This window comes from Leucobacter sp. WKLB1 (assembly GCF_059696215.1).
This window is the reverse complement of record NZ_AP046115.1, coordinates 2,620,272-2,646,459: the sequence shown is the minus strand read 5'-3', so window position 1 is coordinate 2,646,459 and position 26,188 is coordinate 2,620,272. Positions and strand designations below refer to the sequence as shown.

Below are 26,188 nucleotides of genomic sequence, written 5' to 3'. Positions count from 1 at the left end.
GTCATGACCGAGACGCTGCGAGAACTGTATCCGCCGATCGAACCGTACGCTCAGGGAATGCTCGCGGTCGGTGACGGCCACGAGATCTACTGGGAGACGTGCGGCAACCCTGACGGGAAGCCTGTCGTTTTCTTGCACGGCGGCCCCGGCGGTGGGTGCTCACCCGACCACCGCCGGTACTTCGACCCGGAGCGCTATCGCATCGTGCTCTTTGATCAGCGCGGATGCGGGCGCAGCGCTCCGCACGCGAGCGCCCCCGATGCCGACCTCTCGACGAACACGACCTGGCACCTCGTCGCCGACATCGAACTTCTGCGGGAGTCGCTCGGCATCGACCGCTGGCAGGTTTTCGGCGGCTCGTGGGGGTCGACGCTTTCTCTCGCGTACGCGCAGACGCACGCCGATCGGGTGACCGAGCTCGTGCTGCGCGGCATCTTCACGCTGCGTCAGAGCGAGATCCACTGGTTTTATCAGGAGGGCGCCTCGAACCTCTTCCCGGATGTCTGGGAGGAGTATCTGTCGGTGATTCCCGAGGCGGAGCGCGGTGAACTCGTGGCCGCCTATCACCGCCGTCTCTTCGACGCGGACCCTGCGGTGCACGTGCCCGCCGGAGTGGCCTGGACCGTGTGGGAGAACTCGACGATCCGTTTGATTCCCGATGCTGAGAGCATCGCCGCAGCCCGCGCCGATGAGGCTTCCGCCGTCGCGTTCGCGCGCATCGAGAACCACTACTTCAGCAATGACGGGTGGATGGAAGACGGGCAGCTGATCCGGGATGCGTCCACGAAGCTCACCGGTATTCCCGGGGTCATCGTGCAGGGGCGATACGATGCGTGCACGCCGCCGCAGACCGCATGGGATCTGCATCGGGCCTGGCCCGAGGCGCACTTCGAGATGATCCCGGATGCCGGCCATGCGGCCAGCGAGCCCGGCATCGTCGACGCTCTGGTGCGTGCGACCGACCGATTCGCCGACGCATAACCGTAGGGGCGCCGGGCGCTGAGCCAGCGACGATAGTCTCGAAGCATGCTGCACGCCACCATTCGCCAGATTGAACACGTTCAGGTCGAGGTAGCCGGTGAAGGCCTGCCCGAAGTACAGGAAAAGCTCGCAGAAGCGAGGCCGGAAGGCTTCGATCTCATCCTGGCGCCGGTGGCGATGCTGAAAGGGCAGACCGCGATCACGGCCGTCGGTACCTATGCCCGTCGCGACGGGCTGCGTGAAATCGAAGCGGAGACGCTGGATCAGCTGCGCGCGCAGGTGCCCGACGGGTGGCAGCTGCTCAACGTGCGTCGAGATTGACCCCTGCCGGCAGAAGCGCGCGAACGAGGGGGCGCGTACGGCGAATTCTCAGTACAATCTGGATCAACGGAAGCGTCGCGTGCTCGGTGAACGCGCGCGCTCCATCGCCCCACTGACGGACAGGAACCGCCGTGACCTTCAATGACAATGTGAGCATCGACAACTCGAAGGTACGCAAGCGCAGCGGAGCCGCGAAGGGCGGCATGATTGCCGGCGGCGGCATCGGTATCGCTCTGCTGCTCGCGATCGGCTCGCAACTGCTCGGGTTCGATCTCACGCAGTTCGCTCCGGCGGTGCAGCAGGTGGCGGGCGCGAACACGACCTCCTCCGAGGCCGAAGAGGTGCTCGCTTCGTGCAAGAACGGAGCCGACGCGAACACGGACGACGAGTGCCGGATGAATGCCACTGCCGACTCGCTCGATCGCTACTGGGCGACGCAGGTCGGCAATTACCGCGCCCCTGGTCCAGTCGTGCTTTTCAGCGGTCAGACGCAGTCACCGTGCGGCACCGCGTCGTCGGCGACCGGGCCGTTCTACTGCCCGGGGGACGAGACGATCTATGTCGATGTGGCGTTCTTCGACACGCTGAGCAAAGACTATGGTGCTTCGGACGGCTCGCTCGCGCAGATGTACGTGCTTGCGCACGAGTGGGGTCACCACATCTCGAATCTGATCGGCTCACTGCAGGGTGCCGGCCGAGAGACCGGCGCATCGTCGGGGTCGGTGCGACTTGAGTTGCAGGCCGATTGCTTCGCGGGCGCTTGGGTGCAGAACGCGTCGAACGTGACAGATGACCAGGGCGTCTCATTCTTGAAGCCCGTCACGCAGCAGCAGATCGCAGACGCGATGAGCGCGGCGGAGGCCGTGGGCGACGACCACATCATGGAGTCCGCCGGGGTGCAGGTGAATCCCGATCGTTTCTCGCACGGAACGTCGGAACAGCGCCAGCGCTGGTTCATGACGGGTTACGAAAACGGCCCGACAGCCTGCGGCACTTTCGATGTGAGCGCCTCACAGCTGTAGGAACGTCAGCCCGGGCCTCGCGCCGGGGGCGCCCATGCCCGGTCGGTTCAGCGGCGTTTGCGTCGTTTGGCCTGCCGGGCTTCCGCTTTTTTGCGCTCGGCCTTCTCTTTGGCGGCCTGCAACTGCGCACCTCGCGAATTCGGTTTGAGCTTCGGAGCCTGCTTCTTCGGCTGCGTCTGCACGCGCGGCGTGCGGCGTGTTTGCTCGGCCTCGGCCTGTGCAGACTCGCGGGAGCTGTTGGCCGTGCGGCCGCGCAGGATGCCGGCGAGGTGCTGCACCGTGTCGTCGTCGCGCTCGGTGCGCCAAACAGCCCAGACGACCGGACCGTCGAGCGGGGTGTCGCCCGGTTCAGGTCGCACAGGGAGCACCACATGCTCTCGCTTGGAGACGAGGTGGCGAGCGAGCGGAATGGGCAGCAGGATCGCGCCTGCCCCGGTCGCGACGAGTGCGAGGGCCGCACGAGGGTGCTTCGGCATCCACTCCGGGTTCTCCCACGGCGCCGCCGCAGGCCAGGAGGCGTGGTGATCGGGGTGGTCGAGGAGCGTGACGAACTGGATCTCGGCGAGACTGACCGACTCATGCTTCGCGAGTTCGTGATCGACGGGCACCACCAGGGCCATGGACTCGGCGTACAGCCGGATCGCGTGGCGCGTCTGCGCGGCTCCGTCGTGGCCTGCGCCGGCCGAGGCGCCGGCGGGGCGGACGTCGGGGGCCGTGCGCTCGATGAGCACGTCGCAGCCCTCCGCCGTCGCGACGATGTCGGCATTGCGCGCGTCGAGGCCCGACCCGAAGGCGACCTCAAGTGGCACGAGTTCGAGCTTGCGCCCCGGCGTTGCCGCTTTCCAGCGCCGTGCCCATTTGCTCGGCGCGATGCCGCGAGCGAAGCCGAGCCTGATCGGCGTCGGAGCGCCGAGTGGCGCGCCGGCGTCTGCCGAGAGCGCCGTTGCGCCAGATGCGGGGTCAATCGTCGTGTCGCTCACAGCGCCACCTCTCCAAAGATCTCGTGCGTGTAGGGCAGGCGGGCTGCCGAGAGGGCGATGCGATACTCGCCGGAGCGTGCGGCGCGCGCCGTCAGCTCTGCCTGCGACACCGCAGCCGCGGTGCCGGCACGGGCGGCTCCGGTGAGTCGAATGGGAGTGCCCTCTTCGACGTAGTGCGGCAGTGCGAGCTCTGCATGCCCCTGCGGGGGATTGCCGCTCGCCGGAATCACGCGCCACCAGGGCACTGCGTGCCCATACAGAGCCATCACCCGGCCCACGGCGCGCGGAGCCGAAGACCCGATCGCGATGCCGACGTCGCCGTAGGTCATCACGTGACCCGCGGGAATGCGCGTCACGACGTCGAGCACGGCTTCGACGAATTCAGCGGACGGCATGCGTCCAGACTACGCGGTGCCGTCGACACCCTGACTCGTCGGGCCGCCCCACGCGCAGACTACGACGTCGAGACGCCGAGCAACGAGCCGATCGTGTAGGTCACGGCGACCGCGATGCCGCCGAACACCAGCTGACGCACGGCACCCATGATCCAGTTGCGCTTCGTGAACCGTGCAGCGAGACCGCCCGCAATGAGCAGGCCGACGCCGCCGAACGCTAGTCCGAAGCCGAGGGTGCCGAATCCAAAGATGAAGGGCAGAATCGGAATCAGCGCGCCGATGCCGAACGCCGCAAGTGACGAGAACGCTGCGACCCAGGGAGACGGCTTCTCTTCTGGGCTCACCCCGAGCTCGGAGAGCAGATGCACCCGCACGGCCTGGTCAGCGTTTTCATGAACCTGTTCTGCAGCGGTTTCCGCGATCCGCGGCTCAACCCCCAGATTCTCGAGCAGCGCGGTGAGCTCGGCTTTCTCGCCCTCGGGGTTACGCAGATGCGCCTCGCGCTCGGTGCGCACCTCGTGGTCGAGTTGCTCGTTTGCAGTGCGCACCGAGGTGAATTCTCCGAGCGCCATCGATATGGCACCGGCGATCAGCCCGGAGATGCCGGTGATCGCGACGATGTGCGGTGCAGCACCCGCGGCCGCGATGCCGGCGATGAGCCCGAGGTTCGAGACGAGGCCGTCCATCGCCCCGAATACGCTGGCCCGCAGCCAGCCCGATGTGACGTCGGCGTGGCGATGATCGTACTCGTGCGGATTGGCGAGGTTGATGTCGCTCATGATTGCGTTCCCTTCGGCCCCTCGGGCGATGCCCGACCAGTCACCGTAGCAAGTTCTCGGCGCGAGGGAGAAGCCGGGTCGAGACCTCGTGCGACCAGTCGGTAGGAGTTCGAGGACACGAACTTTTCGGCTGCGTCGGTGCCGCCCTCTACGCTGGAGAAGTGCGGCACCGGCCGCGAATCAGCGACAGGAGACTGCCATGACCGAAACCAGCGGACGCGTCGTGCCCACGGTCGGAGGCCGCGACCTCATATTGGTGCGCTCCCTGGCGCTCTCCGACCACGAGGCGTGGCAATTTCTCACCGACTCCGTGCTCACCGAGCAGTGGTTCGGGCCTTGGGAGGGCGACGACCGGCCCGGGGGCGCCGTGCGCGTGCGGATGCGCTTCGAAGAGCATGAGCCGGCGATCAGTATGAAGATTCTGGCGTGCGACGAACCTCGTTTTCTGGCACTGCAGGCCGACGCCGAGGTGGGCGGCTGGAGGCTCGAGCTCCACCTCGAGGCCGACGGCGACGAAGATTCGCTGTTGACGTTCGTGCACCACCTTGACGCCGACGATGAGGTCGGGGAGATCGGCCCCGGCTGGGAGTACTACCTTGACCTGCTCGTCGCGGCGACCGAAGGCACCGAGCGGCCAGGGTGGGATCAGTACTACCCCGCGCTGCGCGAGGCCTATCTGGCGATGTAGCGAGGCTGTGGACAACGCCGCGCATCTGTGACCAAGTGCGCCTACACTGTCTCCATGCCATACGAGCCCGACGACCACGCGACCCGTTCGGGTTGCCGGGAATGGGACGTGGCATTCGACGGGGCAGGGGTCGCCGACATTCCTGACGCGTTCGCGCCGCTTCGTTCGTACGTCACGGCGTTTCGCGGTGTGAACGAGTCTGCGGTGCGCTTCGTGCTGCGAGACGGCGACGCGTGGTGGCGGATCGCGATGTGCGCGAAGGCTCCGAGCGATGGGGCTGCATCGGCCGACCGGGTCTCGGTCAGCGTGCAGTTCGGGGCGCAACCGCCGGGTGGTCTTTCGAATCGAGAGATCGAGATCGGCACACTGATTTCGGCGGGGCTGGCCGACAAAGAGATTGCGCAGCGGCTCGGCACGAGCCCGCGAACCGTCTCCACTCAGATCAGCCGCCTGCTCACGCGCTTGTCGCTTCCGACGCGCTCCGCGCTCGCCGCAGTGGTCACCTCGGAAGGGCGGGTGCTGCTCCCCATCGCGGGGCCGCCGATGCGCGACCCCGTGCTCCCGGTGTTCGCGCTCGATGCGCTCGTGCGCGGCGCGGAGACGCGCGTGCGCGAGGGTGCCGCTCAGTCTGCGGCGTCGGCGCGGGCCGGCGACACCCGTCGAACGGTGCGGGCTCCGCTGCGCATCGGGCTCCTGGTCACCTCGGGAGTGTTCAGCCACGACGGGATCGAAGCCGCACACGGTGCGGAGCTCGCGCTCGCGCAGATGACGCGCATGCATCGTGGGTTGCAGGGCCGGCCATTCGAGCCCGTGCGCATCGCGATCGACCCGCTTTCGGAGTCGTCGGTCGCCGACGGGCTCGCGCGGCTCGAGGCAGAGGATGTCGATGCGATCCTCAGCACCTATGCGAGCGCACTCAACCCCGCCATCTTCACTTTCGCGGCCGACTACGGCCGCCCGTTCCTGCACACGAATTCCTGGAGCGACTCGGCGCGGCGGGTGGCGCAAGATCCGATGCGCTTCGCCCACACGTTTCAGACTTCGCCGACCGAGCTCTCATACACGTCGGGCCTGCGCGCACATCTCATGCGTGCGCAGCAGCACGGGCAACTCGCAGTATCGCGAGTGTCGATCGTGGAGCTCGACGGGTACGGGTGCTCGCTTTCCGCAGGCGGAATTCACGACGAGCTGGCGGCTGAAGGCATCACCGTCGTGTCGACGGTGCGGGTCGGGCTCTCGATCGATTCAGCGGAACGCATCGCGCGTGAAGCACTGCGGCACGATCCGGGCATCGTGATCGTCTCGCACCTCGACGTCGACGTCGCGATCGAACTGCAGCGCGCGCTGCGGCGGGTGTCGGCAGAGACCCCGGTGTTCCAGCTGTACACGCCCTCGATTCCGCGCTTCTTCGACGAGCTTGGAGACGACGGCAATGGGGTCGTCTGGTCGACCACGACGGGGCGCACGCGCGATCTGCTGGGCCAGCGATTCAGCGAGGGCTACACGCAGGCGTTCGGTACGAGCCCGGGGTGGAGCCAGGCGAGCGCCGCCTATGACCAGGCGCAACTGCTCGCCCAAGCATTTCTTTTTTCAGGGTCGCGCCGCGCCGCTGACGTCTCGGACGCCCTGCGACTCATGGTGCATCGCGGGGTCAATGGCACCTACGCGCTTGGCACCCCAGGGCAGACGGTCGAAAGCTACCCGGCCGGTTCGGCCGATGCCACGCTGACGACCCCCACCATCACCTACCGCTACCAGGGCGGCCATATGTCGGTACTCGACTGATGTCGCCCGAGAAGGTCGATCGCGATGCCCGTTACATCACCGCCTGACCGCCGTCGACCGGGAGCACAGCTCCGCTGATGTACGACGCTGCGGGCGACGCGAGGAAGACACACGCCTCCGCGACCTCTGCGGCGAGACCCTCCCGCCGCAGCGGCACGCGCTGGGCAAAGAATGCGTCGGCCGCCTGGGGATCATCGGTCAGGGTTGTCATCGCGGTATCGATCACGCCGGGGGCAACGGCGTTCACCCGGATTCCCTGCGACCCCAGTTCGGCTGCGAGCTGACGGGTGAGCGACGTTACGGCGCCCTTCGACGACGAGTACGCCGCGCTCGGCTCGTGATCGTCGCCGCGGATCGCTCCGATGCTCGAGAGCAGCACGATTGCGCGGTCACCCGTCTTCGCGCCCGCGTTGTCGTCACCGTGCAGCATGAGGCGCGCCGATTCGCGGGCGATGAGGAAGCTGCCGCGCCCGTTGATTCCGAGCACCGCGTCCCAGGCCGAAGCCGCAGTCTCGATCAGCGGCGTCACCCGGTAGACACCCGCGCAGTGCACCACGGCGTCGGGCCCGCTCGGCCAGAGCTCCGCGACCTTGGCAAAGGCGTGCTCGACCGAGGCTTCATCGGAGACATCGCATGCGACGCCCGTCACGCCCGTTGCTGCCACAGCGTCGACGTCCAGGTCGAGTCCGATGACCGACCAGCCGTGTCGCGTCGCCTGTGCAGCAGTTGCAGCGCCGATGCCGGCTCCGGCTCCGGTGACGAGGAGACGTCGCGCGTCGGCCTTGGTGGATGCGTGTGGTGTTGCGGTGCTCATGCGGTCTGCACCCCTCCGTTGATGTTGAGTGTCTGGCCCGTGATGTATCCGGCGCTCTCCGACAGAAAGAACGCGACTCCCGCAGCGACGTCGGCCGCGGTGCCGTGCCGTTCGAGCGGAACAAGGGCGCGTACCGCTTCGGCCTGCTGATCGAAGGTGGTGCCGGATCGCTCTGCCCGGAATTCCAGCTCCTCGCGTTGCATGTCGGTCATGATGTAGCCCGGAGAAACGGAGTTCACCGTGAACGCGGGGGCCAGTTCGAGGGCGAGCGCGTGCATGAGACCCTGCACGGCACCCTTCGACGAGATGTACGGGGCGGCGCCGACGACCGGTTGCTGCTCGAAGAGCGAGCCGATGAGCACCACGCGTCCCCGCCCCACGTGCGCTCGAATATGGGGGACCGCGGCCTGTACGGCGTGCACGGCACCGAAGTAGTTGACGTCGAACACAGCACGGATCTGCTCAGGGGAGAGTTCCACGAGGAGGCCGTCGGGCCCGCCGATCGCGGCGTTCGCCACGACCGCGTCGAGTCGGCCGAAGCGCTCCGCCACCGCGCTCGTCGCCGAGGCGACTGCAGCGGGATCGCGTACATCGACCGCGGCAACATGCACGTCATCGGTGCCGAACGGCTCCGCAGGAACGGTGAGGTCGAGCGCCCCGACGCGCCAGCCCGCGGCGACGAGTGCCTCGACGACGGCGCGGCCGATCCCGCGCCCCGCCCCGGTAACGATGGCGACCGGGCCCGGTCGTGCGGGCGGGTGCGGATCACCGGGTGCCGGGGAAAGGATGCGTGCGGAGTCGTCAGCGGTCATCGGTGAACTCGTTTCGTGCGGTATGAACGCGCCATGGTCGACGCGCGGTGGCTCTCACCGAGTCAAGCGAACGGGCAGATGCCTGGCAATCCGCAAGATTGCGTACTGGCCTCGGCGCACGCGATTCCCGGCGCCGAGGCGACCGTGCGCGATGCGTAGGATTGCGCATTGTTCGGGTCGTCCGGTTCGGCGAAGGTTGCAGAAGCGATCCCGCTCTGTCGCGGGCATCCTCCTCAGAAAGGACCCACAGCGATGTCGTCCTCACAGACCGCTTCCCCCACGACGCAGGCCGGTGCCGGCGTCGGACTGCGCCGTGCGCTCAACCTGCCCACCCTGATCCTGTTCGGTATCAGCTACATGTCACCCGTCGCCGTGTTCACCACGTACGGGCTGATCAACCAGCAGACGGGCGGGCATTTGCCCGCAACCTACCTGGTGGCGACGCTGGCGATGCTGCTGACCGCGTACAGCTACGGTCGCATGGTGTCGTCGATCCCGACCGCCGGATCGGCCTACCGCTACGCGCGCGTCTCGTTCGGCCCGCACATCGGATTCATGACCGGGTGGACGCTGATGCTCGACTACCTGTTCCTGCCGATGGTCAGCTTCTTGCTCGCAGGGGTCTACCTGAACTCGATTCTGCCCGAGGCTCCGGCGTGGATCTTCAGTCTTGCGCTGCTCATCATCGTGCTGGGCCTGAATGTGCTCGGCGTGAAGCTCGTCAGCGGCGTCTCGGCCGTGATCATGGGCCTGACTGCCATCGTGATCGGCATCTTCGTGGTGCTCGGTTTCGCGCAGGCCGAGGTCGAGCCCGGGCAACTGTTCGAGGCATTCACCCCCACCTCGGAGCAGTTCCCGCTGATCGTTTCGGGCGCCGCGATTCTCGCGTTCAGCTTCCTCGGATTCGACGGCATCTCGACGATGGCCGAAGAGACGAAGGATCCGCGCAAGACCGTGCCGCGGGCGACGCTGCTCGCGACGCTCATCGCCGGGCTACTCTTCGCCCTCGTCGCGTGGGCGGGCAACCTCGCGCACCCCGGCACCGACTACGCGAACCCCGACGCTGCCGGCGTCGAGATCATGGTGCAGCTCGGCGGTCAGATCTTCGGCGTGATCTTCGTGATCGTCTACGTGCTCGGCTGCTTCGCCTCGGCCATGGTGTCGCAGGCCAGCGTCTCGCGCATCATGCTCTCGATGGGTCGAGACGGTGTGCTGCCGCGAAAGCTCGCCTACGTGCACCCGCGCTGGCAGACGCCCGTCGTGGCGCTCGTCGTCGTGGCCGTGGTCGCGCTGCTCTCGACCGTCCTCACCATTGAGCAGGCCGTCGTGATGATCAACTTTGGTGCGCTCGTCGCGTTCTCGATGGTGAACCTCAGTGTGATCAAGCACTACCTGGTGGATCGCAAGGAACGCACGGCAGGGTCGTTCCTGCGGCACGGCCTGATCCCGCTGCTCGGCTTCGCGGTGACCGCGTGGCTGTGGACGCAGTTGACCGGCCCCGCGTTCGTGGTCGGCTTCGTGTGGGTCGGTGTCGGGCTCGTGTACCTGCTGTGGAACACACGATTCTTCCGCCGCCAGCCGGCCGAGATTGATTTCAGCGAGTAGGGGCCGCGCCATGATTCAGTACCCCGGCGGCGCCTCTTTCGGCGCGACCATCTCGTTCGATTTCGATGCCGAGGAGGTGTGGATCGGTGAAGACCCCGCGAACGCGCATCGCCCGGGCGTGCTCTCCCAGGGTGCGTACGGGGCACGCGTCGGCGTGCCCCTGATCCTCGATCTGCTCGAACAGCTCGAAGTCACCGCGTCGTTCTACGTCTGCGGGCGCGACGCGCTGCGTCACCCCGATGCGGTGCGTCGCATTATCGCCGCCGGGCATGAGGTCGCCCACCACGGCCACAGTCACGTGTCGCCGACCCGGATGGACCGCGAGACCGAGGCGCGCGAGCTCGCCGACGGGCTCGAGGTGCTGCAGGGGCTCGGCGCGACCGTCACCGGGTACCGGTCGCCGAGCTGGGACTTCTCGGCGCACACGCTTGACCTGCTCGCGGAGGCCGGCATCACGTACTCGTCGAACCTGCTGAACGACATCCGCCCTTACCGCCACGACACGCACCCGATCACGGAGCTGCCGATCTCGTGGATCTTGGACGACGCCCCGCACTTCTGGTTCGCGAACGACACGTGGGAGAAGACGATCCGATCGCCCCGCGAGGTGTGGGACGTGTGGCAGCCCGAGCTCGACGGAATCGCCGACCTCGGCGGGCACGCGATGCTCACGTTCCACCCCATGATCTCGGGCCGCCCGTCGCGACTGCCGTTGATCGAGCGGGCGATCCGGCATCTGCAGGATCGCGGAGCGTGGTTCGGCACCAGCGCCGAGACGGCGGGGCTGCCCGGCATCCCCGTGCTCAGCGGCGCGCTGTCTCCGGCGGAGCCGCCGACGGCGCGAGCCTAGGGGCGCATCGCCCGGCGTGCCAGAATCGTGACTGTTGCCGTGCGGGTTCGCCGCGCGATGTGCCTGAGCGGGAGCTGCTGACGTATGAATCTTGACCCTTCGCGTGAAGCCGAGGCAGCAGTTGTCATCGATTCAGCAGTCATCGCGTTTTGGCGCGCACGTCGCACCGAGTCGCCCGGGCTGCCTGAACGGCTCCCCGAGGTCTGGGCGTTCGGAGCGACGCCCGAGCACGCTGACGAACTGCTCGATCTCGTGTTGGCAGGAGTGAAGACCGGCACCGCCTCGTCGCTCTGGGACTACGACGCTACGAGCGATCCGGTGCCCGCCGTCGGCGACTACAGTGTCATTCTCGACGGGGCCGGGGTTGCTCGTGCGGTGCTCGTGACGACCGAGATCGAGATCGTGCCCTTTGATGAGGTCACGGCCGAGCATGCGTATTCAGAGGGCGAAGGCGATCGCTCGCTGGAGTACTGGCGGGCCGCGCACGAGCGCTATTGGCGCGCCTACTCCGAAAATCCGCGGGGGTTCGCTGCCGATATGCCCGTGATCTGCGAGCGATTCACGCTCGTGTACCCCGAGCGCGACTGAAGTTTGTCGACCGCGTGCATCGGTAGCGGCGGCGCTGCGGCCATCGTGGATCGATCTCGAGCAACGGCTGCACGTCGAACCCGAGACGGCGATAGAACTCGACCGCGTCATCGTCGGTCTCTGCGACGATCGATGCACTTGAAACAGACTCTGAGACGTGTGCGATGAGCGAGCGGCCGACTCCTCTGCCCTGTGCTGATTCCGCGACCGCGATGTACTCGAGCGTCGCTCGCTCGGGAGCATCGTGGTACGCCGCGAAACCGGCGAGCTCGCCGCCTGCGTACCAGCCGAGCACCCGCAGCGCAGGCAGCTCCGCGCGAATGATGCGATCGAGTTCGTCTGCATCGACCTCGCAGGCGAGCCACAGCAGCGCCCGGAATGCCGGTGTCGTCAGGTCGTGTCGCTCGAGATGTCGGATCACCGTGCCAGAATATCGACCGGCGCACTCGGGTCGAGCAGCGCCGATCGAGGAGAGGGCACGGCATGCACGCAGCGGACTACTGGGACCTCATTCGGCGCGAACGAGCCGACCTGGCTGCTGCGGTCTCCGGCCTCACCGAGGCGCAGTGGGATTCGACATCGCTCTGCGACGGGTGGACGATCGAGGAGGTCGTCGCCCACCTCACTGCCGCGGCGAACACCGGCACGGTGGCGTGGCTTGTCAGTATCATCCGTGCCGGGTTCGACCCGGCCAAGCACAATGATCGACTGATCGAGCGCTATCGCGGGGCGGATGCGCCCGGCACGCTCGCCCGCTTCCGTGATGCCGTGCCGAGCCAGGTTGCTCCGACCCGCGACTACGCCGCGTTCCTCGGCGAAGTTGTGGTGCACGGGCAAGACATCGCGTTTCCGCTGGGCATCGCCCTCGAACCGCACCAGGCCGGCGTGCTCGAGGTCGCGCGCTTCTTCTCCACGCGCGACTTCGCGGTCAACAGCAAGAAGATGGTGCGCGGGCTGCGCCTCGTCGCGAGCGACGCCGACTTCGTCTCGGGAGACGGGCCGGAGGTGAGCGGCCCGCTGCTGGCGCTCGTCATGGTGATGGCGGGGCGCCCCGCGTTCCTCCCGCAGCTTGGAGGCCCAGGACTCTCCGAGCTGGCGGCGCGTCTGGGGCGGTAACGCCTACGCTGCGTCCCCCTGCACCGGGCCCTCGGCGTTCGACTTCCAGCCCAGCGCCGGCGCCACGTGCTCCGCGAAGGCCTGCAGCACGTGCAGGTTGTACTCGGGGCCGAGCTGGTTCGGGATCGTGAGCATCAGGGTATCCGCCGCCATCACGGCTTCGTCGGCCTGCAACTGCGCGATGAGGCGATCGGGCTCGTCGGCGTAGGTCTTGCCAAAGGTCGAGCGGAACCCGTCGATGACACCGACCTGGTCCATGTTCTCGCGCGAGCGCAGCCCGAAGTAGGCCTCGTCTTCTGCGGTGACGATCGGGAAGACGCTGCGGCTGACCGAGACGCGGGGCGTTCCGGCGTGACCGGCCTCGCGGTAGGCCTCGCGGTAGCGGTCGATCTGTTCGCGCTGCAGCACGTGGAAGGGCTGCCCGGTTGCCTCGGTGAGCAGGGTGGAGCTCATGAGGTTCACGCCCTGGCGGCCGACCTGTTCGGCGGATTCGCGCGATCCGGCACCCCACCAGATGCGGTCGCGCAGCCCCGGCGACCGCGGTTCGATGGCGAGTTTGCCGGGAGGCGCCATCTGCGGGTCGCTGTCGACGAGGGGTTCGCCGTCGATCGCGCGCAGGAAGAGGTCGAACTTGTCACGGGCGAGGTCGGCGCCGCGCGGGTCGTCGGAGCCGCCGTAGCCGAAGGCCTCGTAGCCGCGGAGGGCGGTCTCGGGGGATCCCCGGCTGATCCCGATCGCGATGCGTTGATCGGCGAGCAGGTCGAGAGCTGCGAGCTCCTCCGCGAGATAGAGGGGGTTCTCATAGCGCATGTCGATGACGCCGGTGCCGACCTCGATGCGCTTCGTGCGCGCCGCCATGGCGGTGAGCAGGGGAATGGGCGACGCGGCCTGGCGTGCGAAATGATGCACGCGCACGTACGCGCCGTTCACGCCGATCTCATCAGCGCCTTCGGCGAGCTCGACCGTCTGGCGCAGCATGTCGCCGGCGGTGCGCACGCGCGAACCGGGGACGGGGCCGTAGTGCCCGAATGACAGGAATCCGAATGCTTTCATGCCCGGTACAACGGTGGGCGACGAAGTATATTCCCGCGCATATAGTTCGGGACCGCCGGGCGCCGATCGATGCGCCCCGACCGCCGCCACACTCCGCTGCCACGCCGTGCCCGCCTCATCGAAAGCGGCACCAGGGGGCCACCCGCGTCGGTACCGAGGCACGATCCGCATAGGCGCGCCCGCTCGTAGCTTCGAAGTATGCAGATTCAACCGAGCGACATGGGAATGGTCGCGCTCGTCGCGAACCTCGGCAAGCACTACGGCGACGGCGAGCAGCGGGTGCGCGCGCTCGATGACGTCTCCATCGGCATCAAGCGCGGCCAATTCACCGCGATCATGGGGCCGTCGGGGTCGGGCAAATCGACGCTGATGCACGTCATGGCCGGTCTCGATACCGCCTCGACGGGGCGCGTCTGGCTCGGCGACGACGAGATCACCGGACTGAACGATGCTGCGCTCACGCAACTCAGGCGACGGCGCATCGGCTTCGTCTTTCAATCGTTCAACCTCGTGCCCACCCTTGACGTGCGCGGCAACATCCTGCTGCCGTTTCAGCTCGACGGAGTCTCACCGGATCGCGCCGAAATCGAGCGCATCGACGCCCTGCTGCACGGCCTCGGGCTCGCCGATCGCGCCCATCACCGCCCCCACGAGCTCTCGGGCGGGCAGCAGCAGCGGGTCGCGATCGCCCGCGCCCTCGCGACCCGCCCCGACGTCATCTTCGCCGACGAACCCACCGGTGCCCTCGACTCTCGCACGGGTCGCGACGTGCTGCGCCTGCTGCGATCGGCGGTCGACCACTCCGGGCAGAGCATCGCGATGGTGACGCACGATCCGATCGCTGCGAGCCACGCCGACCGCATCCTCTTTCTCGCCGATGGGCGCATCGTCGCCGACCGTGGCGCAATGACCGCGGCGCAGATCTCCGAGACGATGCTCGGGCTCGAAGCGGTGCAGGATGCGACGGGAGTCGCCTCATGATGCGCCGGGTCCGAGGCCGGGGTACGGTATCAAGCCGGGGCAGCCGCACGCGTGTCCACACCGGCGGCCGCATACGCGAGCACGCGGCGACGATTATTGTCGCGGCGCTCGCGACCCTGTTCGCGGTCACCCTGATTCTGGGCACCGGGGTGCTGACGGCCGCGCTCGATCCCGAACTCCTCGAGCAGTCGGGCACGTTTCGCGTCGTGCTGCTGATGGTCAGTGGGATTTTCGTGCTCATCGCGCTCTACGTCGGCGCCGTCGTTACCGCGAACACGTTCGCGACGGTCATCGCCGGGCGCGTGCGCAGCATTGCGCTGCTGCGGTTGCTCGGCGCGACGTCTCGCACCGTGCGAGTGCGGGTCGCAGGGGAGGGTCTCATGATAGGGGCGCTCGGGTCCCTGCTCGGGTTCGTGCTGGCCGAGGCGCTCGTCGCGGTGCTCACCGGATTCGGCCCGGCCTGGGGATGGCTGCCGCTTGGCCGCGACTACCCCCTGTTCGATCCGCTCGCGCTCGCCGCAGTCGTGATCGTGACGCTGACCACGTGGCTCTCCGCATGGGTGGGCACGCGTCGCGTCGCCGGCGTCTCGCCGATCGCGGCGACGGGAGCCGCGGTGGAGCCGGCACCGGCGGCCGCGCGGGAGCGGACGGGTCGCACCGTGTGGGCGCTGATCCTCATCGCCACCGGCATCGGCTGCCTCGCGCTCGGGCTGCTCGTCGGCATGGTGACCCCGTTGGGGCTGTTCGTCGCGTTTCTCGGCGGGCTCGGCTCGTTCACGGGCATCGTGGTCGGTGCGCACCTCATCATGCCGACGCTGCTGCGGGCGGCGGGCCGTCTGCTCGGCGGCAGTCTGACGGGCCGGATCGCTGCAGCGAACGCCGTCCGCACCCCCGATCGCAGTGCCCGCTCGACGATCGGTCTCGTGATCGGGGTGACGCTCGTGACGATGTTCGCGGTGGCGCTCGAGAGCTACCACTCGATGACACTCCTGGCGTTCGCGAACGATCCGGCGCTCGCCGAAACACTCGATCAGACCCTCGCGATCACCACGGCTATTTTCACGGGACTCGTCGGATTCTCCGCCGTGATCGCCGCCGTCGGGCTCGTGAACACGCTCTCGCTCAGCGTGCTGCAGCGCACCCGCGAACTCGGCCTGCTGCGCGCGCTCGGCTTCACCGGCGGTCAGGTGCGCCGCATGATCATGGCGGAGAGCGCGCAGATGACACTCGCCGCGCTCGGCTTCGGCCTGGCGCTGGGCATCGTCTACGGCTGGGTGGCGGCGCAGTCGCTGCTCGGGTCTCAGATCGGGATCGCCCCGCCCACGATTCCCTGGCCGGTGCTGGCGGGGGTCGTCGCGTTCGGGATCGCGCTCGCGATCATCGCCGCCGCGGCTCCGGCACGGCGCGCAATTCGGCTCTCTCCGGTCGCCGCGCTGGGAGTGGAATGATCGAGTGTCGGCGCGTGGTGCGGAGGTCGGTGCGCGAGGCGATTGAGCGGAGAGTGAACGCTCGGCGCGACCCGCAGAAATGTCGGCGGCGAGGTCTAGGCTTAACGCCATGACCGTTGTGATTGACCCTGCTTTCGATCCCGTCCCTTCTCTCTCCGCGAGCGCCGATGTGCGCGTCGTCGCGGGCGCCGCATTCGACGGTGCCGCCGCCGTCGCGAGCTTCGTCGCCAGCGAGGGCGACCTGCCCGAGGCGCTCGGCAGCGTGACGCGTGACGCGCTTGCCGCAGCCGGCTTCACCGGTGCGAAGAATCAGACCCTCGTGCTGCCCGGCGAGCAGCTGCGCGTGCTCGTCGGCACCGGCTCTGGCATCGAGTCGGCCGCTCATCTGCGCGACGCGGTCGCCGCGTTCACGCGTGCCGCTCGCGAAGTCGCCGACCTTGGCGTTGATGTCACCGAGGTGCTCGCAGGCGCGGCCCAGCTCGGCGCGGCCGATGCGGCGCTCGCCGTCACCGAGGGCGCGATTCTCGCGCGGTACCGCTACGACGCGCTGAAGGGCGACGCGCACACCGTGGCACTCGCCTCCCTCGCGATGGGCGTGACCGAGGCCGACGCCGAGGCCGCCCGCTCGGGTGTCGAGCGCGGACTGATCCTGGCTCGCTCCGCGAGCCTCGCGCGCGATCTTGCGAACACCCCGCCGCGCCACCTGAGCGCCGAGAAGTTCGCCGAGGTCATCGAGCGCCTCGCCCCCGACTTCGGTCTGGAGGTCGAGGTCTTCGATCGCGCCCAGCTCATCGAACTCGGCGCCGGCGGCCTGCTCGGCGTCAACGCGGGCAGCATCGAAGAGCCGCGCATGATCAAGGTCTCCTATCGTCCCGCCGACGCCGACGGGCACCTCGCGCTTATCGGCAAGGGCATCATGTACGACTCGGGCGGCATCAGCCTGAAGCCTTCGAACGCGATGCACGCAGCGATGAAGTTCGACATGATGGGCGCCGGCTCAGTGTTCTCGTCGATGACCGCGCTGCGCGATCTCGGCGCGACCACGGCCGTGACCGGCTGGCTCATGTGCACCGACAACATGCCCTCGGGCAGCGCCACCAAGCTGGGCGACGTGCTCACCATTCGCGGCGGCAAGACCGTCGAGGTCAAGAACACGGACGCCGAGGGGCGCCTGGTGATGGCCGATGGCCTCGTGCTCGCCACCGAAGACCGCGCAATCGCCGACCGCCGCCCCGACGCGATCGTCGACATCGCCACACTCACCGGTGCCGCCATGGCGGCGCTCGGCACGCGCACCGCGGCGATGCTCGCCAACGATGACGACGTGGCAGCGCAGCTGCAGGCGGCGGCAGACGCGACCGACGAGAACATCTGGCGCTTCCCGCTCGACCACCGCTACCGCGAGCAGCTGAAGTCGAACGTCGCCGACCTCTCGAACATCGGTGGCCAGTACGCTGGGGTCATTCTCGCCGCTCTGTTCCTGAACGAGTTCGTGGACGGCACCCCCTGGGGGCACCTCGACATCGCGGGCACCATGCAGGCTGAAAGCGACGACCTGTGGCGCTCGGTAGGCTCGACCGGCTTCGGCGCGCGGCTGCTCGCCGAATACGCGTTCAACTTCGCGCCGTCCGCCGGCGCAGCAACGAAGGAGTAACCCGGTGGCCCGTTCCGTGCTCTCCGACCGCGACGCCTACATCAGTGCGTTCGCCGACTTCGTCTCGGCGTCGCCGAGCTCGTACCACGCCGCTGGTGCGCTCGCCGAAACTCTCGCGAAGGCCGGTTTCGTCGACCACGATGAAACGCAGGGCTGGGCTCCGCTCGAGTCGGGCGGTCGCGGCTTCGTGCGGCGCGACGGCGCAGTGATCGCGTGGCGCGCCGGGGCCGACGTCGATGCGCTCAGCCCGGTGCGCGTGCTCGGCTCGCACACCGATTCCCCGGGGTTCGTAGTGAAACCCGAACCCGACTTCACCGCCGATGGCTGGGCGCAGGTCGGTGTCGAGGTGTACGGCGGGCCGCTGCTCACCTCGTGGCTCGATCGAGACCTCGGGTTCGCCGGGCGCATCGTCACCCGTGACGGTGCCGAGCACCTGGTGCGCACCGGCGCCGTGGCGCGCATTCCGCAGCTCGCGATCCATCTCGACCGCTCGCAGAACACAGAGCTGTCGCTCGACAAGCAGCGGCACACGCAGCCGATTATCGGCCTTGCCGGCGAAGAGCTTTCGGTGCTCGCACTGCTCGTGCGCGAGCTCGGCGGCGGTCGATCGGGCTCGGGGCGCGGCCGCGCGGCCGCGCGATCAGCCGCGCGCGCAGCGCTCACCGTTGACGACCTCATCGGTCTCGACGTGCGCCTGTACGACACGCAGGCGCCGCAGCGCATCGGTGCCAACGCTGAGCTCTTCGCCTCACCGCGTCTCGACAACCTCAGCTCGACCTACGCCGGTCTCGCCGCTCTGCTCGAGACCGAACCCGAACCCGGCACGATTTCGATGATCGCGGCGTTCGATCACGAAGAGCTGGGCTCGAACACGCGCTCGGGCGCAGCCGGCCCGTTCCTGTCAGATGTGCTCGACCGTCTCCGCCTCGGGCTCGGCGCGACCGTGGAGGACGCCGCGCGCGCCCTGGCGGGCTCGTGGTGCTTGTCGGCCGACGCCGGTCACTCGTTGCACCCGAATTACAGCGAGAAGCACGACCCGCGCGTGCGACCGCTCGCCGGTCGGGGGCCCATGCTCAAGCGCAACGCCAACCAGCGCTACGCAAGCGACGCGCACGGAGCCGCGCTCTGGAGCCGACTCAGCGCCGACGCGGAAGTGCCCACGCAGGAGTTCGTATCGAACAACACGGTGCCCTGCGGGTCGACGATCGGCCCGATCACGGCGACGCGCATCGGCATTCGCACCGTCGATGTGGGCGTACCGCTGCTCTCCATGCACTCCGCCCGAGAGCTCGCGCACGTCGATGATCTCTACGGTCTGGCAAAGGTCACCAGCTCCTTCTTCCAGCGCGCATGAGTCATCGCGTCGGCGGCCGAAGGCGTACGCGCGCTCGCGTGTGATGCCATTTCGGTCGCCGATGCGCAATCCCACCAACTGATCCGCGCGTGATCGGCCGTTTCTCTGCCCGAATCTGGAGTGATTCGCTAGGATCGTGCTATGAGCGAGATGCAGCAGTCGGAGAACGGGGGCGTTGCCCTTTCCAAGAACAAGCTGATGCCCGACGTTCAGCGCATCGGCTCTCGTGACATCGAAATCACCTACCTCGGTAAGAACGCCGACGGTTTGCCCACTTGGATCATGTGGAACGCCGCCGAACCCATGCTCATGGGCATGCTGCGCCAAGGCAAGATGGGGTACCACTTCGAACAGCGCACCAGCTCAGGCGTGCTACTGCTCGAGAACATCTCGCTCAGCCGCGTGCAGCGCGCCCTCGGCGGTTTCTGAGCCACACCTATCGCGTCTGCGATGGTCGCGTTATCTGCGCTGGCTGCGCACAGACCAGCTGCGCGGTGTGAACCCACACCGGCTGCGCCAGCTGAGTCCACGCCGGCTGGTCCGGCTGCGCACAAACCGGCTGCGATGTCTGCGCCGTTGAGCCTGCACTCGCCGGCCTCGAACCAAGCCCGCCGCGGTGCCGTGTTCGCGACGAGCCCGAGTTGATGGCCGCCAACTCCCGAGTGACCGTCCCCATCCCGGGTGACCGCTTCCATGCGCCATGAGCGCGGTCACTCAAGAATTGGGCGGTGGCTCGTGTGGGAGAGGGCGCTCACGAACCCGCTAGGCGTTTGCGCATGGCGCGGAGCCGCCTTGCGCCCGTTCAACTTTCGCCGAGCCCCTCTCTTCTCGCCGAGCGCTCGCAATGTGCGCGTGCAGGAAGGGAGCGCTCGGCGACTTCGAAGGGGCTCGCGCCAGCGGCGCCGCAGGCTTCTGTCCGCGAGTTGCGCAGTCGCGAGCCGCGCCTCAGCCGCCTCGCCCCGCGTCAGGCGCGGACGAGCACGCGGCCCAGCGTGCGGGCATAATCCTCTTTGATGACGTCGTAGTGCGTCCACGAGTCGAGCGCGCTGACTCCGGGCAGGGCGCGCATCGCGTCCATCACTGACAGCAGGTGCGCGGGCGACGGCCCCACCATCGTCGCGATGAAGTCGAAGCTGCCGTGCGCGCGCACCGCGAAATCGATATCGGGGGAGTCGACGATGTACTGGCGCACCGCCGCCGGGTCCCCGTTCACCGTGATGCCGACGCCGATCGCAATGCGGCTGCGCAGAATGCCGCCCGACTTGATCGTCGAGATGCGAATCACGCCGGCGTCGATGAGGCGGTGCACGCGGGCCCGCGCCGATGACGGCGACAGGTGCACGGTCTCGGCGAGGGCGCGGTAACTGGTACGCCCGTCTTGCTGCAGCACGGCGATGAGCTCGTAGTCGATGCGATCCAGCGCGATGTCTTGCTTGTCTTCAGACACGAAGAATCCTTTGAACACCTCGACGTAGGTCGACACGATGACGCGGCGCACCCCCGGCAGTGCGCGCACTAGGTCGAGCACCTCGTGCAACTCGGAGCTGTCGCCATGCCGTGTCTCGAAGACCAGGGGGAGCGGCCCGCTCGCCATCGAGACGAAGACGGCGTCGGGGAGCTCGGCGATGCGGCGCGCGATGGGCGCGACCGGTCCATCGACCTCGGCCTTCGCGTGCACCAGCAGGTTATGACCGACAAAGCCGGGGTCGAGTGCGGCGACGATGCGCAGCCCGCCGCTCTCGGTGAGTAGTCGGAGGCGCGCGGCGATGAAGTCGCGCGTCACTCCAAGCTGTGCGGCGAGCGCCTGCGTACTTGCCCGCCCGTCGCTCTGCAGCGCGCGGATGAGCGCGGCATCGAAGTCGTCGAGCTCGCTGACGCGCTGCTGGCTGCGCGCTTGCTCGGCGCGTCGGGTGATCGGCTGCATGGGTCGCTTTCTGCAGGTGCCGGGTCTCGCGCACTGCAAAAACCAAAATACGCGGAACCGGGCAATCTCGCACGCGATTCAATGGCATTTGTCACGTATCCACGCACGTATTCGGATGCATTTCGTACTTCCGGGCGCGATTCGTCGGTAATTGGGGCGAATTCCACGATCTATCCGCGCGCGAATGTCGTCGGTCTGACCTACAGTCGAGGCAGTTGCGCGCGAAGTGCGCCGTCCTTAAGCAAAGGAGCTTCCATGTCCACAGCCACAGCCCCGGTGAATACTCACCGCAGAGCGCTGAAGTCCGGTTTCGCCGCCGCCGTCGGCACCACCATCGAGTGGTACGACTTCTACGTCTACGCGACTGCCGCCGCCATCGTCTTCCCGAGCGTGTTCTTCCCCGAGCTCGATCGCGGTCTCGGCACGCTCGCATCGTTCGGCACGTACGCGGTCGCCTACTTCGCCCGCCCGCTCGGCGGCATCATCTTCGGGCACATCGGTGACAAGCTCGGCCGCAAGCCGGCGCTGACCATCACGCTGCTCGTCATGGGTATCGCCACCACGCTTGTGGGTCTCTTGCCCGGTTACGCCACCATCGGCATCTGGGGTCCCATCATGCTCATCGTGCTGCGAGTGGCCCAGGGCCTGGCGGTCGGCGGCGAGTGGGGCGGGGCAAGCCTCATGGCTGTGGAGAGCGCTCCTGAGAAGTTCAAGACCTTCTACGGCGGCTTCACGCAGCTCGGCAACCCGCTCGGCGCACTGCTGTCGACGGCGGCCTTCTGGATCCTCGCCGCGATGGGCGACGACGTGCTGCTCACGTGGGGCTGGCGCGTGCCGTTCCTCTTCAGCATCGTGCTCATCGGTGTCGGCTTCTGGGTGCGCTACCGCGTCGAGGAGACCCCGGTGTTCGAGCAGAAGATCGAGGGCCATAACCAGTCCACGCCGATCCTGTTCGCGCTGAAGAACAACTGGTGGCCGATGCTGCTCGGTTTTGGCATCATCGCGATGGCGTCGGGCGGCTACGTGCTCGCCACGACGTTCGTGCAGAACTACGCGACGAGCCCCGAAATCGGCCTCGATGCCGAAATCATTCTCGGGGCCATGACGGTTGCCGCGTTCGTCGAGACGCTCGTCACACTGCCGCTCGCGTGGCTCGGCGACAAGATCGGTGCGAAGACGATCATGATTCTCGGCTCGGGCCTGTCGCTCGTCGCGGTGATCCCGCTCGTGCTCTTCATCGATGCGCACAACGTCGCGATGATCTACCTTTTCGTGTCGGTGCTACGTCTGACGCTGAGCGGCGCCTGGGCACCGTTGTCGACGCTCATGGCGCAGATGTTCCGCCCGCAGGCGCGCTACACCTCGATGTCACTGTCGTACGGCATTGGTGCCGCAGTCTGGGGCGGCCTGTCGCCCGCGATCGCGACAGGCCTGCTCGTCGCCACCGGCAACTTCTGGGCCGTCATCGCGTTCTTTGGACTGCTGGCGCTGCTCGCCATTCTCGGCACCGTCTTCGCGCCGCAGCACTCGGACGCCGCTCCCGCGACGGCCTCGCTCAAGGCGCGCCTCGACACTACCGCCGTACCCACCTCCAACCGCTAGTCGGTTGGATGCATCACTGAATACCCACTGAAGGAGTAGCCCCGTGCGACAGCTCGCCACCTACGACGCCCGCGATTCGATCCCCACGATCGTCACCGCGCAGCGGATCCTGACCGTCGACACCGAACGCCCGGAGGTCGAGGCGTTCCTGACCGCCGGCGGGCGCATTCTCGCCGTCGGTTCCGTCGCGGACGTCGAGGCGGCGGCTGCCGACGCGGGGCTCACTCCCGAGCGGGCCGACTACCCGGACGCCACCATCGTGCCCGGCTTCATCGACCCCCACGCGCACCCGCTCATGTACGGGCAGATGCTCACCTGGATCGACATCTCGCCGGCGAAGGCCGGGTCGATTCCCGAGATCGTCGCGCTCATGCGCGAGGGAGCGGCGAAGCTGCCCGCGGGTGCGCCGATCCGCGGCTACGGCTACGAGCAGCGCAACCTGACCGAGCGCCGCCACCCCACCCGTCAGGAACTCGACGAGATCGCGACCGACCGCGAGGTGTACATCATGAACGCGTCGGGTCACGGCGGCGTCGTGAACACCTTCACATTCGAGAAGTTCGGGATCACCCGCGACACCCCGAATCCCGAGGGCGGCGAGTTCTTCCGCGACGCCGACGGCGACCTCACCGGCGAGTTGTCTGACGCCGCGTGCAACGTGCTCACCGGCCTGCACGGCGTGAAGATCGGGCACCACGGGCCCAACTTCCACCTCGGAGACGAGCCCGCAGAGCACCAGCGTCAGCTCGACCTGGTGCAGCGCGAGTTCCTGCGCGGCGGCGTCACGGCGATCGGCGACGCCCAGGTGTCGAAGCGCGAGTTCGCGGCGTACCTCGAGGCCGCCGACCGCGGCGCGCTCGACATGCGCGTCTCCATGTACTTCCTGTCGCACCTGCTCGACCAGGTGCTCGACCTCGGCCTGACCGGCCCGTTCGGCAACCCATTCCTCGCCGCGACCGGCATCAAGCTGTACGCAGACGGCACGCTGGGCGGCTGGACCGCCTACTTCCCGGAGGGCTACGTGGGCGATCCGTGCCGCACCGGCCAGCTGTACCACGAGCCGCGCGAGTACACCGAGCTCGTCAGCAAGGCGCACGCCGCCGGTCTGCAGACCGCCACGCACGCGCAGTCGCCGACCGCGATCAAGCTCGTCGTCGACGCGATCGAGCAGGCGCTCATCGAGCGACCCGACGCCGACGCGCGTCACCGCATCGAGCACTGCGGCTTGCCCACGCCCGAAGAGATCACGCGCATGGCGCAGCTCGGCATTCGCCCCGTGAACCAGACCCAGCACTACTACAACTGGGGCGAGGGCGTCGAGCAGGCGATCGGCACCCCGGGCGAGCGCTTCAACCCGCTCGGCGAGTTCATCGAGGCCGGCGTACCGGTCACGATCTCTTCGGATGCCCCCGTCGCCGAGCCCCGCCCGCTCGAGGCGATCCAGGCCGCGGTGACCCGCGTGACCCGCCGCGGCGCGCAGCTCGGCCCCGACTCGCTGCGCATCAGCCCCGAGGCAGCGCTGCGCGGCCACACGCTTGAGGGCGCGATCTCGTTGGGCCGCGAGAGCGAGCTCGGATCGATCAGCCCCGGCAAGCGCGCCGACTTCGTCGTGCTCGGTGCCAACCCGCTGACGGTCGACGGAGCGGAGATTTCGCAGATCCCGGTCCGTGAGACCTGGGTCGACGGCAGCCGCCGCTTCGCCGCCGACGAGGCACGCTGATGAGCGCCGTCTCCGCAGCCACCGCCGTCACCGAGACCGCCGCCAAGCGCACCACAGGCTGGGTCGTCATCGAGGCCCTGCGCGGCTACGGCGTCGACACGGTGTTCGGCATTCCGGGTACGCACAACCTTGAGCTGTACCGCCCGCTGAGTGCGCTCGGGATCCGCCCGGTCACCTCCCGCCACGAGCAGGGCGCGGGCTACGCCGCCGACGGCTGGTCGCTGCAGACCGGGCTGCCGGGCGTCGTGATCACGACCAGCGGCCCCGGGCTGCTCAACGCGCTCTCGGCCGCGGGCACCGCGTACTGCGAGTCGCGCCCCATGATCATCGTGTCGCCGGGCCCGGCCCGCGGCGCAGAATTCGCCGATGTGGGCACGCTGCATGAGACGAAGGATCAGCTCAGCGCCGCCTCGGCGATCGTCGAATGGGGTCGCCGCGTGCAGACCGCGGCCGAGGCCGTCGATGCCGTGCACGACGCCTTCGAACTCTTCGCCACCGGGCGTCCGCGCCCGGTCTATCTCGAGATTCCGCTCGACCTGCTCGAAGAGGAGACCGACCTCGACGCCGCCGCGCTCGCGCCGCGCGCATTCGCGCCAGTGCCCGCAGCAGACGCAGTGCAGGTTGCGGCCGCGGCCGCACTGCTCGCAGCGGCACGGGAGCCCGTGATTCTCGCGGGCGGCGGATCGCGCGGCGCGGGGGAGCAGCTGCGCGCGGTCGCCGAGCGCATCGGCGCCCCGGTGGTCACGACGCTGAACGCGAAGGGTGTGCTCGACGAGTCGCATCCGCTCGCGATCGGCTCGAGCCTGCGCCTCGCCGCCGCGCGCTCGCGCGCTCAGCAGGCCGACGTGCTGCTGGTGGTCGGCTCGAAGCTCGGCGAGGCCGAGCTCTGGGTCGAGCGCCTCGAGGCGCAGGGCCGCGTGATCCGCATCGATCTTCTCGCATCGCAGCTGCCGAAGAACCAAGAGATCGAGATCGGTCTCGTCGGCGACGCGGCCGCAACGCTCGACGCGCTGCTCGCGGAACTCGACGGCATCGCGACCGAGCCCGCCGTGATCGTCGCCGCCCGGGCTCGCGCGGAGGCGTCTGTCGCCGAGACGATCGCCCAGGTGCGCGCCGAGTCGGCCGAGCTGTCCGAGGCGAACACCGTGCTCGCCGAGCGCATCGCGACGGCGCTGCCCGCCAACGCGATCGTCGCGACCGACTCCTCGCAGATCGCATACTGGGGCCTGCTCAACACGCTGCGCGTCGCGCAGCCGAACTCGACGCCGTACATGGCGACGTATGCGACCCTCGGGTATGGTCTGCCGGCGGCGCTCGGTGCCCGCATCGGGGCTCCGGATCGCCCGGCGTTCGTCGTCGTCGGCGACGGTGCGCTGATGTTCTCCATGCAGGAGTTCATCACCGTCGTCGAGCAGCGCCTCGATGTCACCGTCATCGTCGTGGACAATGGCGGCTACGCCGAGATCAAGCAGAACGAGGCCGATGCGGGCATCGCTCCCGTGGGCGTCGACCTCGTGCAGCCCGACTGGGCCGCCGTGGCGACCGCGTTCGGCGGCACCGGCCGACGCGCATCGACGGGTGCCGAGCTCGCCGACGCGATCGCGGCCGCGACCGCCGGCGGTGGACTGCAGCTGATCCACATCGACCAGGCGGCCTTCACCGCCTAACCGTTTCGGGGCGGGCCTTGCCCCCGCTCGGCCCGCCCCGAATCTCACC

At 68.2% G+C, this 26,188-nt stretch carries 26 protein-coding genes; 18 read left to right on the top strand and 8 right to left on the bottom strand.

All coding sequences use genetic code 11. The features are described from left to right. Nucleotides 1-3: 3 nt before the first annotated feature. The 3 genes from pip (at nucleotide 4) to ypfJ (ending at nucleotide 2,324) form a co-directional block, all read left to right on the top strand. The gene (pip, locus tag ACZF5Y_RS12125) at nucleotides 4-981 is read left to right on the top strand and encodes a prolyl aminopeptidase (protein ID WP_497532889.1); all 978 of its coding nucleotides are present in this window, start codon (nucleotides 4-6) and stop codon (nucleotides 979-981) included. A gap of 45 nt (nucleotides 982-1,026) precedes the next feature. Then, nucleotides 1,027-1,302, top strand: a complete 276-nt coding sequence (locus tag ACZF5Y_RS12120) for a hypothetical protein (RefSeq protein ID WP_497532888.1) — start codon at nucleotides 1,027-1,029, stop codon at nucleotides 1,300-1,302. Between the two features lie 131 nt (nucleotides 1,303-1,433). Next, nucleotides 1,434-2,324, top strand: coding sequence for a KPN_02809 family neutral zinc metallopeptidase (gene ypfJ / locus ACZF5Y_RS12115; RefSeq protein ID WP_497532887.1), 891 nt, complete (start codon nucleotides 1,434-1,436; stop codon nucleotides 2,322-2,324). 47 nt (nucleotides 2,325-2,371) lie between these two features. Here the strand turns inward: ypfJ and ACZF5Y_RS12110 are convergent, their stop codons facing one another. Genes ACZF5Y_RS12110 through ACZF5Y_RS12100 form a run of 3 tightly spaced genes read right to left on the bottom strand, consistent with a single transcriptional unit; the run spans nucleotide 2,372 to nucleotide 4,478 of the window. After that, on the bottom strand, nucleotides 2,372-3,304 hold the full coding sequence (locus ACZF5Y_RS12110; protein ID WP_497532886.1) for a LysR substrate-binding domain-containing protein: 933 nt from the start codon (nucleotides 3,302-3,304) through the stop codon (nucleotides 2,372-2,374). Continuing rightward, on the bottom strand, nucleotides 3,301-3,699 hold the full coding sequence (locus ACZF5Y_RS12105; RefSeq protein WP_497532885.1) for an MGMT family protein: 399 nt from the start codon (nucleotides 3,697-3,699) through the stop codon (nucleotides 3,301-3,303). Before ACZF5Y_RS12105 ends, ACZF5Y_RS12110 begins: the two co-directional genes overlap by 4 nt. Nucleotides 3,700-3,758: 59 nt before the next feature. Next, on the bottom strand, nucleotides 3,759-4,478 hold the full coding sequence (locus tag ACZF5Y_RS12100) for a VIT1/CCC1 transporter family protein (protein WP_497532884.1): 720 nt from the start codon (nucleotides 4,476-4,478) through the stop codon (nucleotides 3,759-3,761). A 199-nt stretch (nucleotides 4,479-4,677) separates the two neighbouring features. On the opposite strand from ACZF5Y_RS12100, the gene ACZF5Y_RS12095 reads away from it, so the two are divergent. Together ACZF5Y_RS12095 and ACZF5Y_RS12090 are read left to right on the top strand one after the other, a co-directional pair. After that, complete coding sequence (locus ACZF5Y_RS12095) at nucleotides 4,678-5,166, top strand: SRPBCC family protein (protein WP_497532883.1); 489 nt, start codon at nucleotides 4,678-4,680, stop codon at nucleotides 5,164-5,166. Between the two features lie 54 nt (nucleotides 5,167-5,220). Then, entirely contained in the window at nucleotides 5,221-6,951 is a 1,731-nt protein-coding gene (locus tag ACZF5Y_RS12090) for an ABC transporter substrate-binding protein (RefSeq protein WP_497532882.1), read from the top strand. Nucleotides 6,952-6,982: 31 nt separating this feature from the next. On the opposite strand, the gene ACZF5Y_RS12085 is transcribed toward ACZF5Y_RS12090, so the two are convergent. Together ACZF5Y_RS12085 and ACZF5Y_RS12080 are read right to left on the bottom strand one after the other, a co-directional pair. Continuing rightward, nucleotides 6,983-7,765: an SDR family NAD(P)-dependent oxidoreductase gene (locus tag ACZF5Y_RS12085; RefSeq protein ID WP_497532881.1), complete on the bottom strand. Its 783-nt coding sequence runs from the start codon at nucleotides 7,763-7,765 to the stop codon at nucleotides 6,983-6,985. Beyond that, nucleotides 7,762-8,577, bottom strand: coding sequence for an SDR family NAD(P)-dependent oxidoreductase (locus ACZF5Y_RS12080; protein WP_497532880.1), 816 nt, complete (start codon nucleotides 8,575-8,577; stop codon nucleotides 7,762-7,764). Before ACZF5Y_RS12080 ends, ACZF5Y_RS12085 begins: the two co-directional genes overlap by 4 nt. 15 nt (nucleotides 8,578-8,592) lie before the next feature. On the opposite strand from ACZF5Y_RS12080, the gene ACZF5Y_RS12075 reads away from it, so the two are divergent. The 4 genes from ACZF5Y_RS12075 to ACZF5Y_RS12060 all read left to right on the top strand — a co-directional run bounded on the left by ACZF5Y_RS12075 (nucleotide 8,593) and on the right by ACZF5Y_RS12060 (nucleotide 11,620). Further along, entirely contained in the window at nucleotides 8,593-8,736 is a 144-nt protein-coding gene (locus tag ACZF5Y_RS12075; protein ID WP_497532879.1) for a hypothetical protein, read from the top strand. A 93-nt stretch (nucleotides 8,737-8,829) separates the two neighbouring features. Continuing rightward, nucleotides 8,830-10,182, top strand: a complete 1,353-nt coding sequence (locus ACZF5Y_RS12070; protein WP_497532878.1) for an APC family permease — start codon at nucleotides 8,830-8,832, stop codon at nucleotides 10,180-10,182. 10 nt (nucleotides 10,183-10,192) lie between these two features. Then, nucleotides 10,193-11,032, top strand: a complete 840-nt coding sequence (locus tag ACZF5Y_RS12065; RefSeq protein ID WP_497532877.1) for a polysaccharide deacetylase family protein — start codon at nucleotides 10,193-10,195, stop codon at nucleotides 11,030-11,032. A gap of 84 nt (nucleotides 11,033-11,116) precedes the next feature. Then, nucleotides 11,117-11,620, top strand: a complete 504-nt coding sequence (locus tag ACZF5Y_RS12060; protein ID WP_497532876.1) for an ASCH domain-containing protein — start codon at nucleotides 11,117-11,119, stop codon at nucleotides 11,618-11,620. Here ACZF5Y_RS12060 and ACZF5Y_RS12055 read toward each other — a convergent pair. Beyond that, complete coding sequence (locus ACZF5Y_RS12055; RefSeq protein ID WP_497532875.1) at nucleotides 11,592-12,041, bottom strand: GNAT family N-acetyltransferase; 450 nt, start codon at nucleotides 12,039-12,041, stop codon at nucleotides 11,592-11,594. The genes ACZF5Y_RS12060 and ACZF5Y_RS12055 overlap by 29 nt on opposite strands. Before the next feature lie 62 nt (nucleotides 12,042-12,103). Between ACZF5Y_RS12055 and ACZF5Y_RS12050 the strand changes: the two genes are divergently transcribed. Beyond that, a complete protein-coding gene (locus ACZF5Y_RS12050; RefSeq protein WP_497532874.1) occupies nucleotides 12,104-12,736 on the top strand; it encodes a maleylpyruvate isomerase family mycothiol-dependent enzyme in 633 nt (210 codons plus the stop codon). Between the two features lie 3 nt (nucleotides 12,737-12,739). On the opposite strand, the gene ACZF5Y_RS12045 is transcribed toward ACZF5Y_RS12050, so the two are convergent. Continuing rightward, nucleotides 12,740-13,789, bottom strand: a complete 1,050-nt coding sequence (locus tag ACZF5Y_RS12045) for an LLM class flavin-dependent oxidoreductase (RefSeq protein ID WP_497532873.1) — start codon at nucleotides 13,787-13,789, stop codon at nucleotides 12,740-12,742. Nucleotides 13,790-13,987: 198 nt separating this feature from the next. Between ACZF5Y_RS12045 and ACZF5Y_RS12040 the strand changes: the two genes are divergently transcribed. From ACZF5Y_RS12040 to ACZF5Y_RS12020, 5 genes are all read left to right on the top strand, one after another. Beyond that, nucleotides 13,988-14,770, top strand: a complete 783-nt coding sequence (locus ACZF5Y_RS12040) for an ABC transporter ATP-binding protein (protein WP_497532872.1) — start codon at nucleotides 13,988-13,990, stop codon at nucleotides 14,768-14,770. Further along, the gene (locus ACZF5Y_RS12035; RefSeq protein WP_497532871.1) at nucleotides 14,767-16,218 is read left to right on the top strand and encodes an ABC transporter permease; all 1,452 of its coding nucleotides are present in this window, start codon (nucleotides 14,767-14,769) and stop codon (nucleotides 16,216-16,218) included. Before ACZF5Y_RS12040 ends, ACZF5Y_RS12035 begins: the two co-directional genes overlap by 4 nt. A gap of 109 nt (nucleotides 16,219-16,327) precedes the next feature. Beyond that, complete coding sequence (locus ACZF5Y_RS12030) at nucleotides 16,328-17,872, top strand: leucyl aminopeptidase family protein (RefSeq protein WP_497532870.1); 1,545 nt, start codon at nucleotides 16,328-16,330, stop codon at nucleotides 17,870-17,872. A gap of 4 nt (nucleotides 17,873-17,876) precedes the next feature. Then, nucleotides 17,877-19,226, top strand: coding sequence for a M18 family aminopeptidase (locus ACZF5Y_RS12025; protein WP_497532869.1), 1,350 nt, complete (start codon nucleotides 17,877-17,879; stop codon nucleotides 19,224-19,226). Nucleotides 19,227-19,367: 141 nt separating this feature from the next. Beyond that, entirely contained in the window at nucleotides 19,368-19,655 is a 288-nt protein-coding gene (locus ACZF5Y_RS12020; RefSeq protein ID WP_497532868.1) for a hypothetical protein, read from the top strand. A gap of 535 nt (nucleotides 19,656-20,190) precedes the next feature. Here ACZF5Y_RS12020 and ACZF5Y_RS12015 read toward each other — a convergent pair. Beyond that, nucleotides 20,191-21,150: an Lrp/AsnC family transcriptional regulator gene (locus ACZF5Y_RS12015; RefSeq protein WP_497532867.1), complete on the bottom strand. Its 960-nt coding sequence runs from the start codon at nucleotides 21,148-21,150 to the stop codon at nucleotides 20,191-20,193. A 255-nt stretch (nucleotides 21,151-21,405) separates the two neighbouring features. Here ACZF5Y_RS12015 and ACZF5Y_RS12010 point away from each other — a divergent pair, with 255 nt between their 5' ends. The 3 genes from ACZF5Y_RS12010 to ACZF5Y_RS12000 are packed head-to-tail and all read left to right on the top strand — an operon-like array spanning nucleotide 21,406 to nucleotide 26,139. Then, nucleotides 21,406-22,752, top strand: coding sequence for an MFS transporter (locus ACZF5Y_RS12010; protein WP_497532866.1), 1,347 nt, complete (start codon nucleotides 21,406-21,408; stop codon nucleotides 22,750-22,752). Between the two features lie 43 nt (nucleotides 22,753-22,795). Then, nucleotides 22,796-24,472 (top strand): amidohydrolase, encoded by a 1,677-nt coding sequence (locus ACZF5Y_RS12005; protein ID WP_497532865.1) that lies wholly within the window; start codon nucleotides 22,796-22,798, stop codon nucleotides 24,470-24,472. Next, nucleotides 24,472-26,139, top strand: a complete 1,668-nt coding sequence (locus ACZF5Y_RS12000) for a thiamine pyrophosphate-dependent enzyme (RefSeq protein WP_497532864.1) — start codon at nucleotides 24,472-24,474, stop codon at nucleotides 26,137-26,139. Before ACZF5Y_RS12005 ends, ACZF5Y_RS12000 begins: the two co-directional genes overlap by 1 nt. Nucleotides 26,140-26,188 lie beyond the last annotated feature (49 nt).

Excerpts from the sequence above, each read along its gene's own strand:
- ACZF5Y_RS12120 (WP_497532888.1), top strand. The coding sequence starts at position 1,027 with ATGCTGCACGCCACCATTCGCCAGATTGAACACGTTCAGGTCGAGGTA.
- ACZF5Y_RS12045 (WP_497532873.1), bottom strand. The coding sequence starts at position 13,789 with ATGAAAGCATTCGGATTCCTGTCATTCGGGCACTACGGCCCCGTCCCC.
- ACZF5Y_RS12090 (WP_497532882.1), top strand. The coding sequence starts at position 5,221 with ATGCCATACGAGCCCGACGACCACGCGACCCGTTCGGGTTGCCGGGAA.
- ACZF5Y_RS12020 (WP_497532868.1), top strand. The coding sequence starts at position 19,368 with ATGAGCGAGATGCAGCAGTCGGAGAACGGGGGCGTTGCCCTTTCCAAG.
- pip (WP_497532889.1), top strand. The coding sequence starts at position 4 with ATGACCGAGACGCTGCGAGAACTGTATCCGCCGATCGAACCGTACGCT.
- ACZF5Y_RS12105 (WP_497532885.1), bottom strand. The coding sequence starts at position 3,699 with ATGCCGTCCGCTGAATTCGTCGAAGCCGTGCTCGACGTCGTGACGCGC.
- ACZF5Y_RS12010 (WP_497532866.1), top strand. The coding sequence starts at position 21,406 with ATGTCCACAGCCACAGCCCCGGTGAATACTCACCGCAGAGCGCTGAAG.
- ACZF5Y_RS12095 (WP_497532883.1), top strand. The coding sequence starts at position 4,678 with ATGACCGAAACCAGCGGACGCGTCGTGCCCACGGTCGGAGGCCGCGAC.
- ACZF5Y_RS12060 (WP_497532876.1), top strand. The coding sequence starts at position 11,117 with ATGAATCTTGACCCTTCGCGTGAAGCCGAGGCAGCAGTTGTCATCGAT.
- ACZF5Y_RS12100 (WP_497532884.1), bottom strand. The coding sequence starts at position 4,478 with ATGAGCGACATCAACCTCGCCAATCCGCACGAGTACGATCATCGCCAC.
- ACZF5Y_RS12015 (WP_497532867.1), bottom strand. The coding sequence starts at position 21,150 with ATGCAGCCGATCACCCGACGCGCCGAGCAAGCGCGCAGCCAGCAGCGC.
- ACZF5Y_RS12085 (WP_497532881.1), bottom strand. The coding sequence starts at position 7,765 with ATGAGCACCGCAACACCACACGCATCCACCAAGGCCGACGCGCGACGT.
- ACZF5Y_RS12035 (WP_497532871.1), top strand. The coding sequence starts at position 14,767 with ATGATGCGCCGGGTCCGAGGCCGGGGTACGGTATCAAGCCGGGGCAGC.
- ACZF5Y_RS12040 (WP_497532872.1), top strand. The coding sequence starts at position 13,988 with ATGCAGATTCAACCGAGCGACATGGGAATGGTCGCGCTCGTCGCGAAC.
- ACZF5Y_RS12030 (WP_497532870.1), top strand. The coding sequence starts at position 16,328 with ATGACCGTTGTGATTGACCCTGCTTTCGATCCCGTCCCTTCTCTCTCC.
- ACZF5Y_RS12065 (WP_497532877.1), top strand. The coding sequence starts at position 10,193 with ATGATTCAGTACCCCGGCGGCGCCTCTTTCGGCGCGACCATCTCGTTC.
- ACZF5Y_RS12000 (WP_497532864.1), top strand. The coding sequence starts at position 24,472 with ATGAGCGCCGTCTCCGCAGCCACCGCCGTCACCGAGACCGCCGCCAAG.
- ACZF5Y_RS12080 (WP_497532880.1), bottom strand. The coding sequence starts at position 8,577 with ATGACCGCTGACGACTCCGCACGCATCCTTTCCCCGGCACCCGGTGAT.
- ACZF5Y_RS12050 (WP_497532874.1), top strand. The coding sequence starts at position 12,104 with ATGCACGCAGCGGACTACTGGGACCTCATTCGGCGCGAACGAGCCGAC.
- ACZF5Y_RS12070 (WP_497532878.1), top strand. The coding sequence starts at position 8,830 with ATGTCGTCCTCACAGACCGCTTCCCCCACGACGCAGGCCGGTGCCGGC.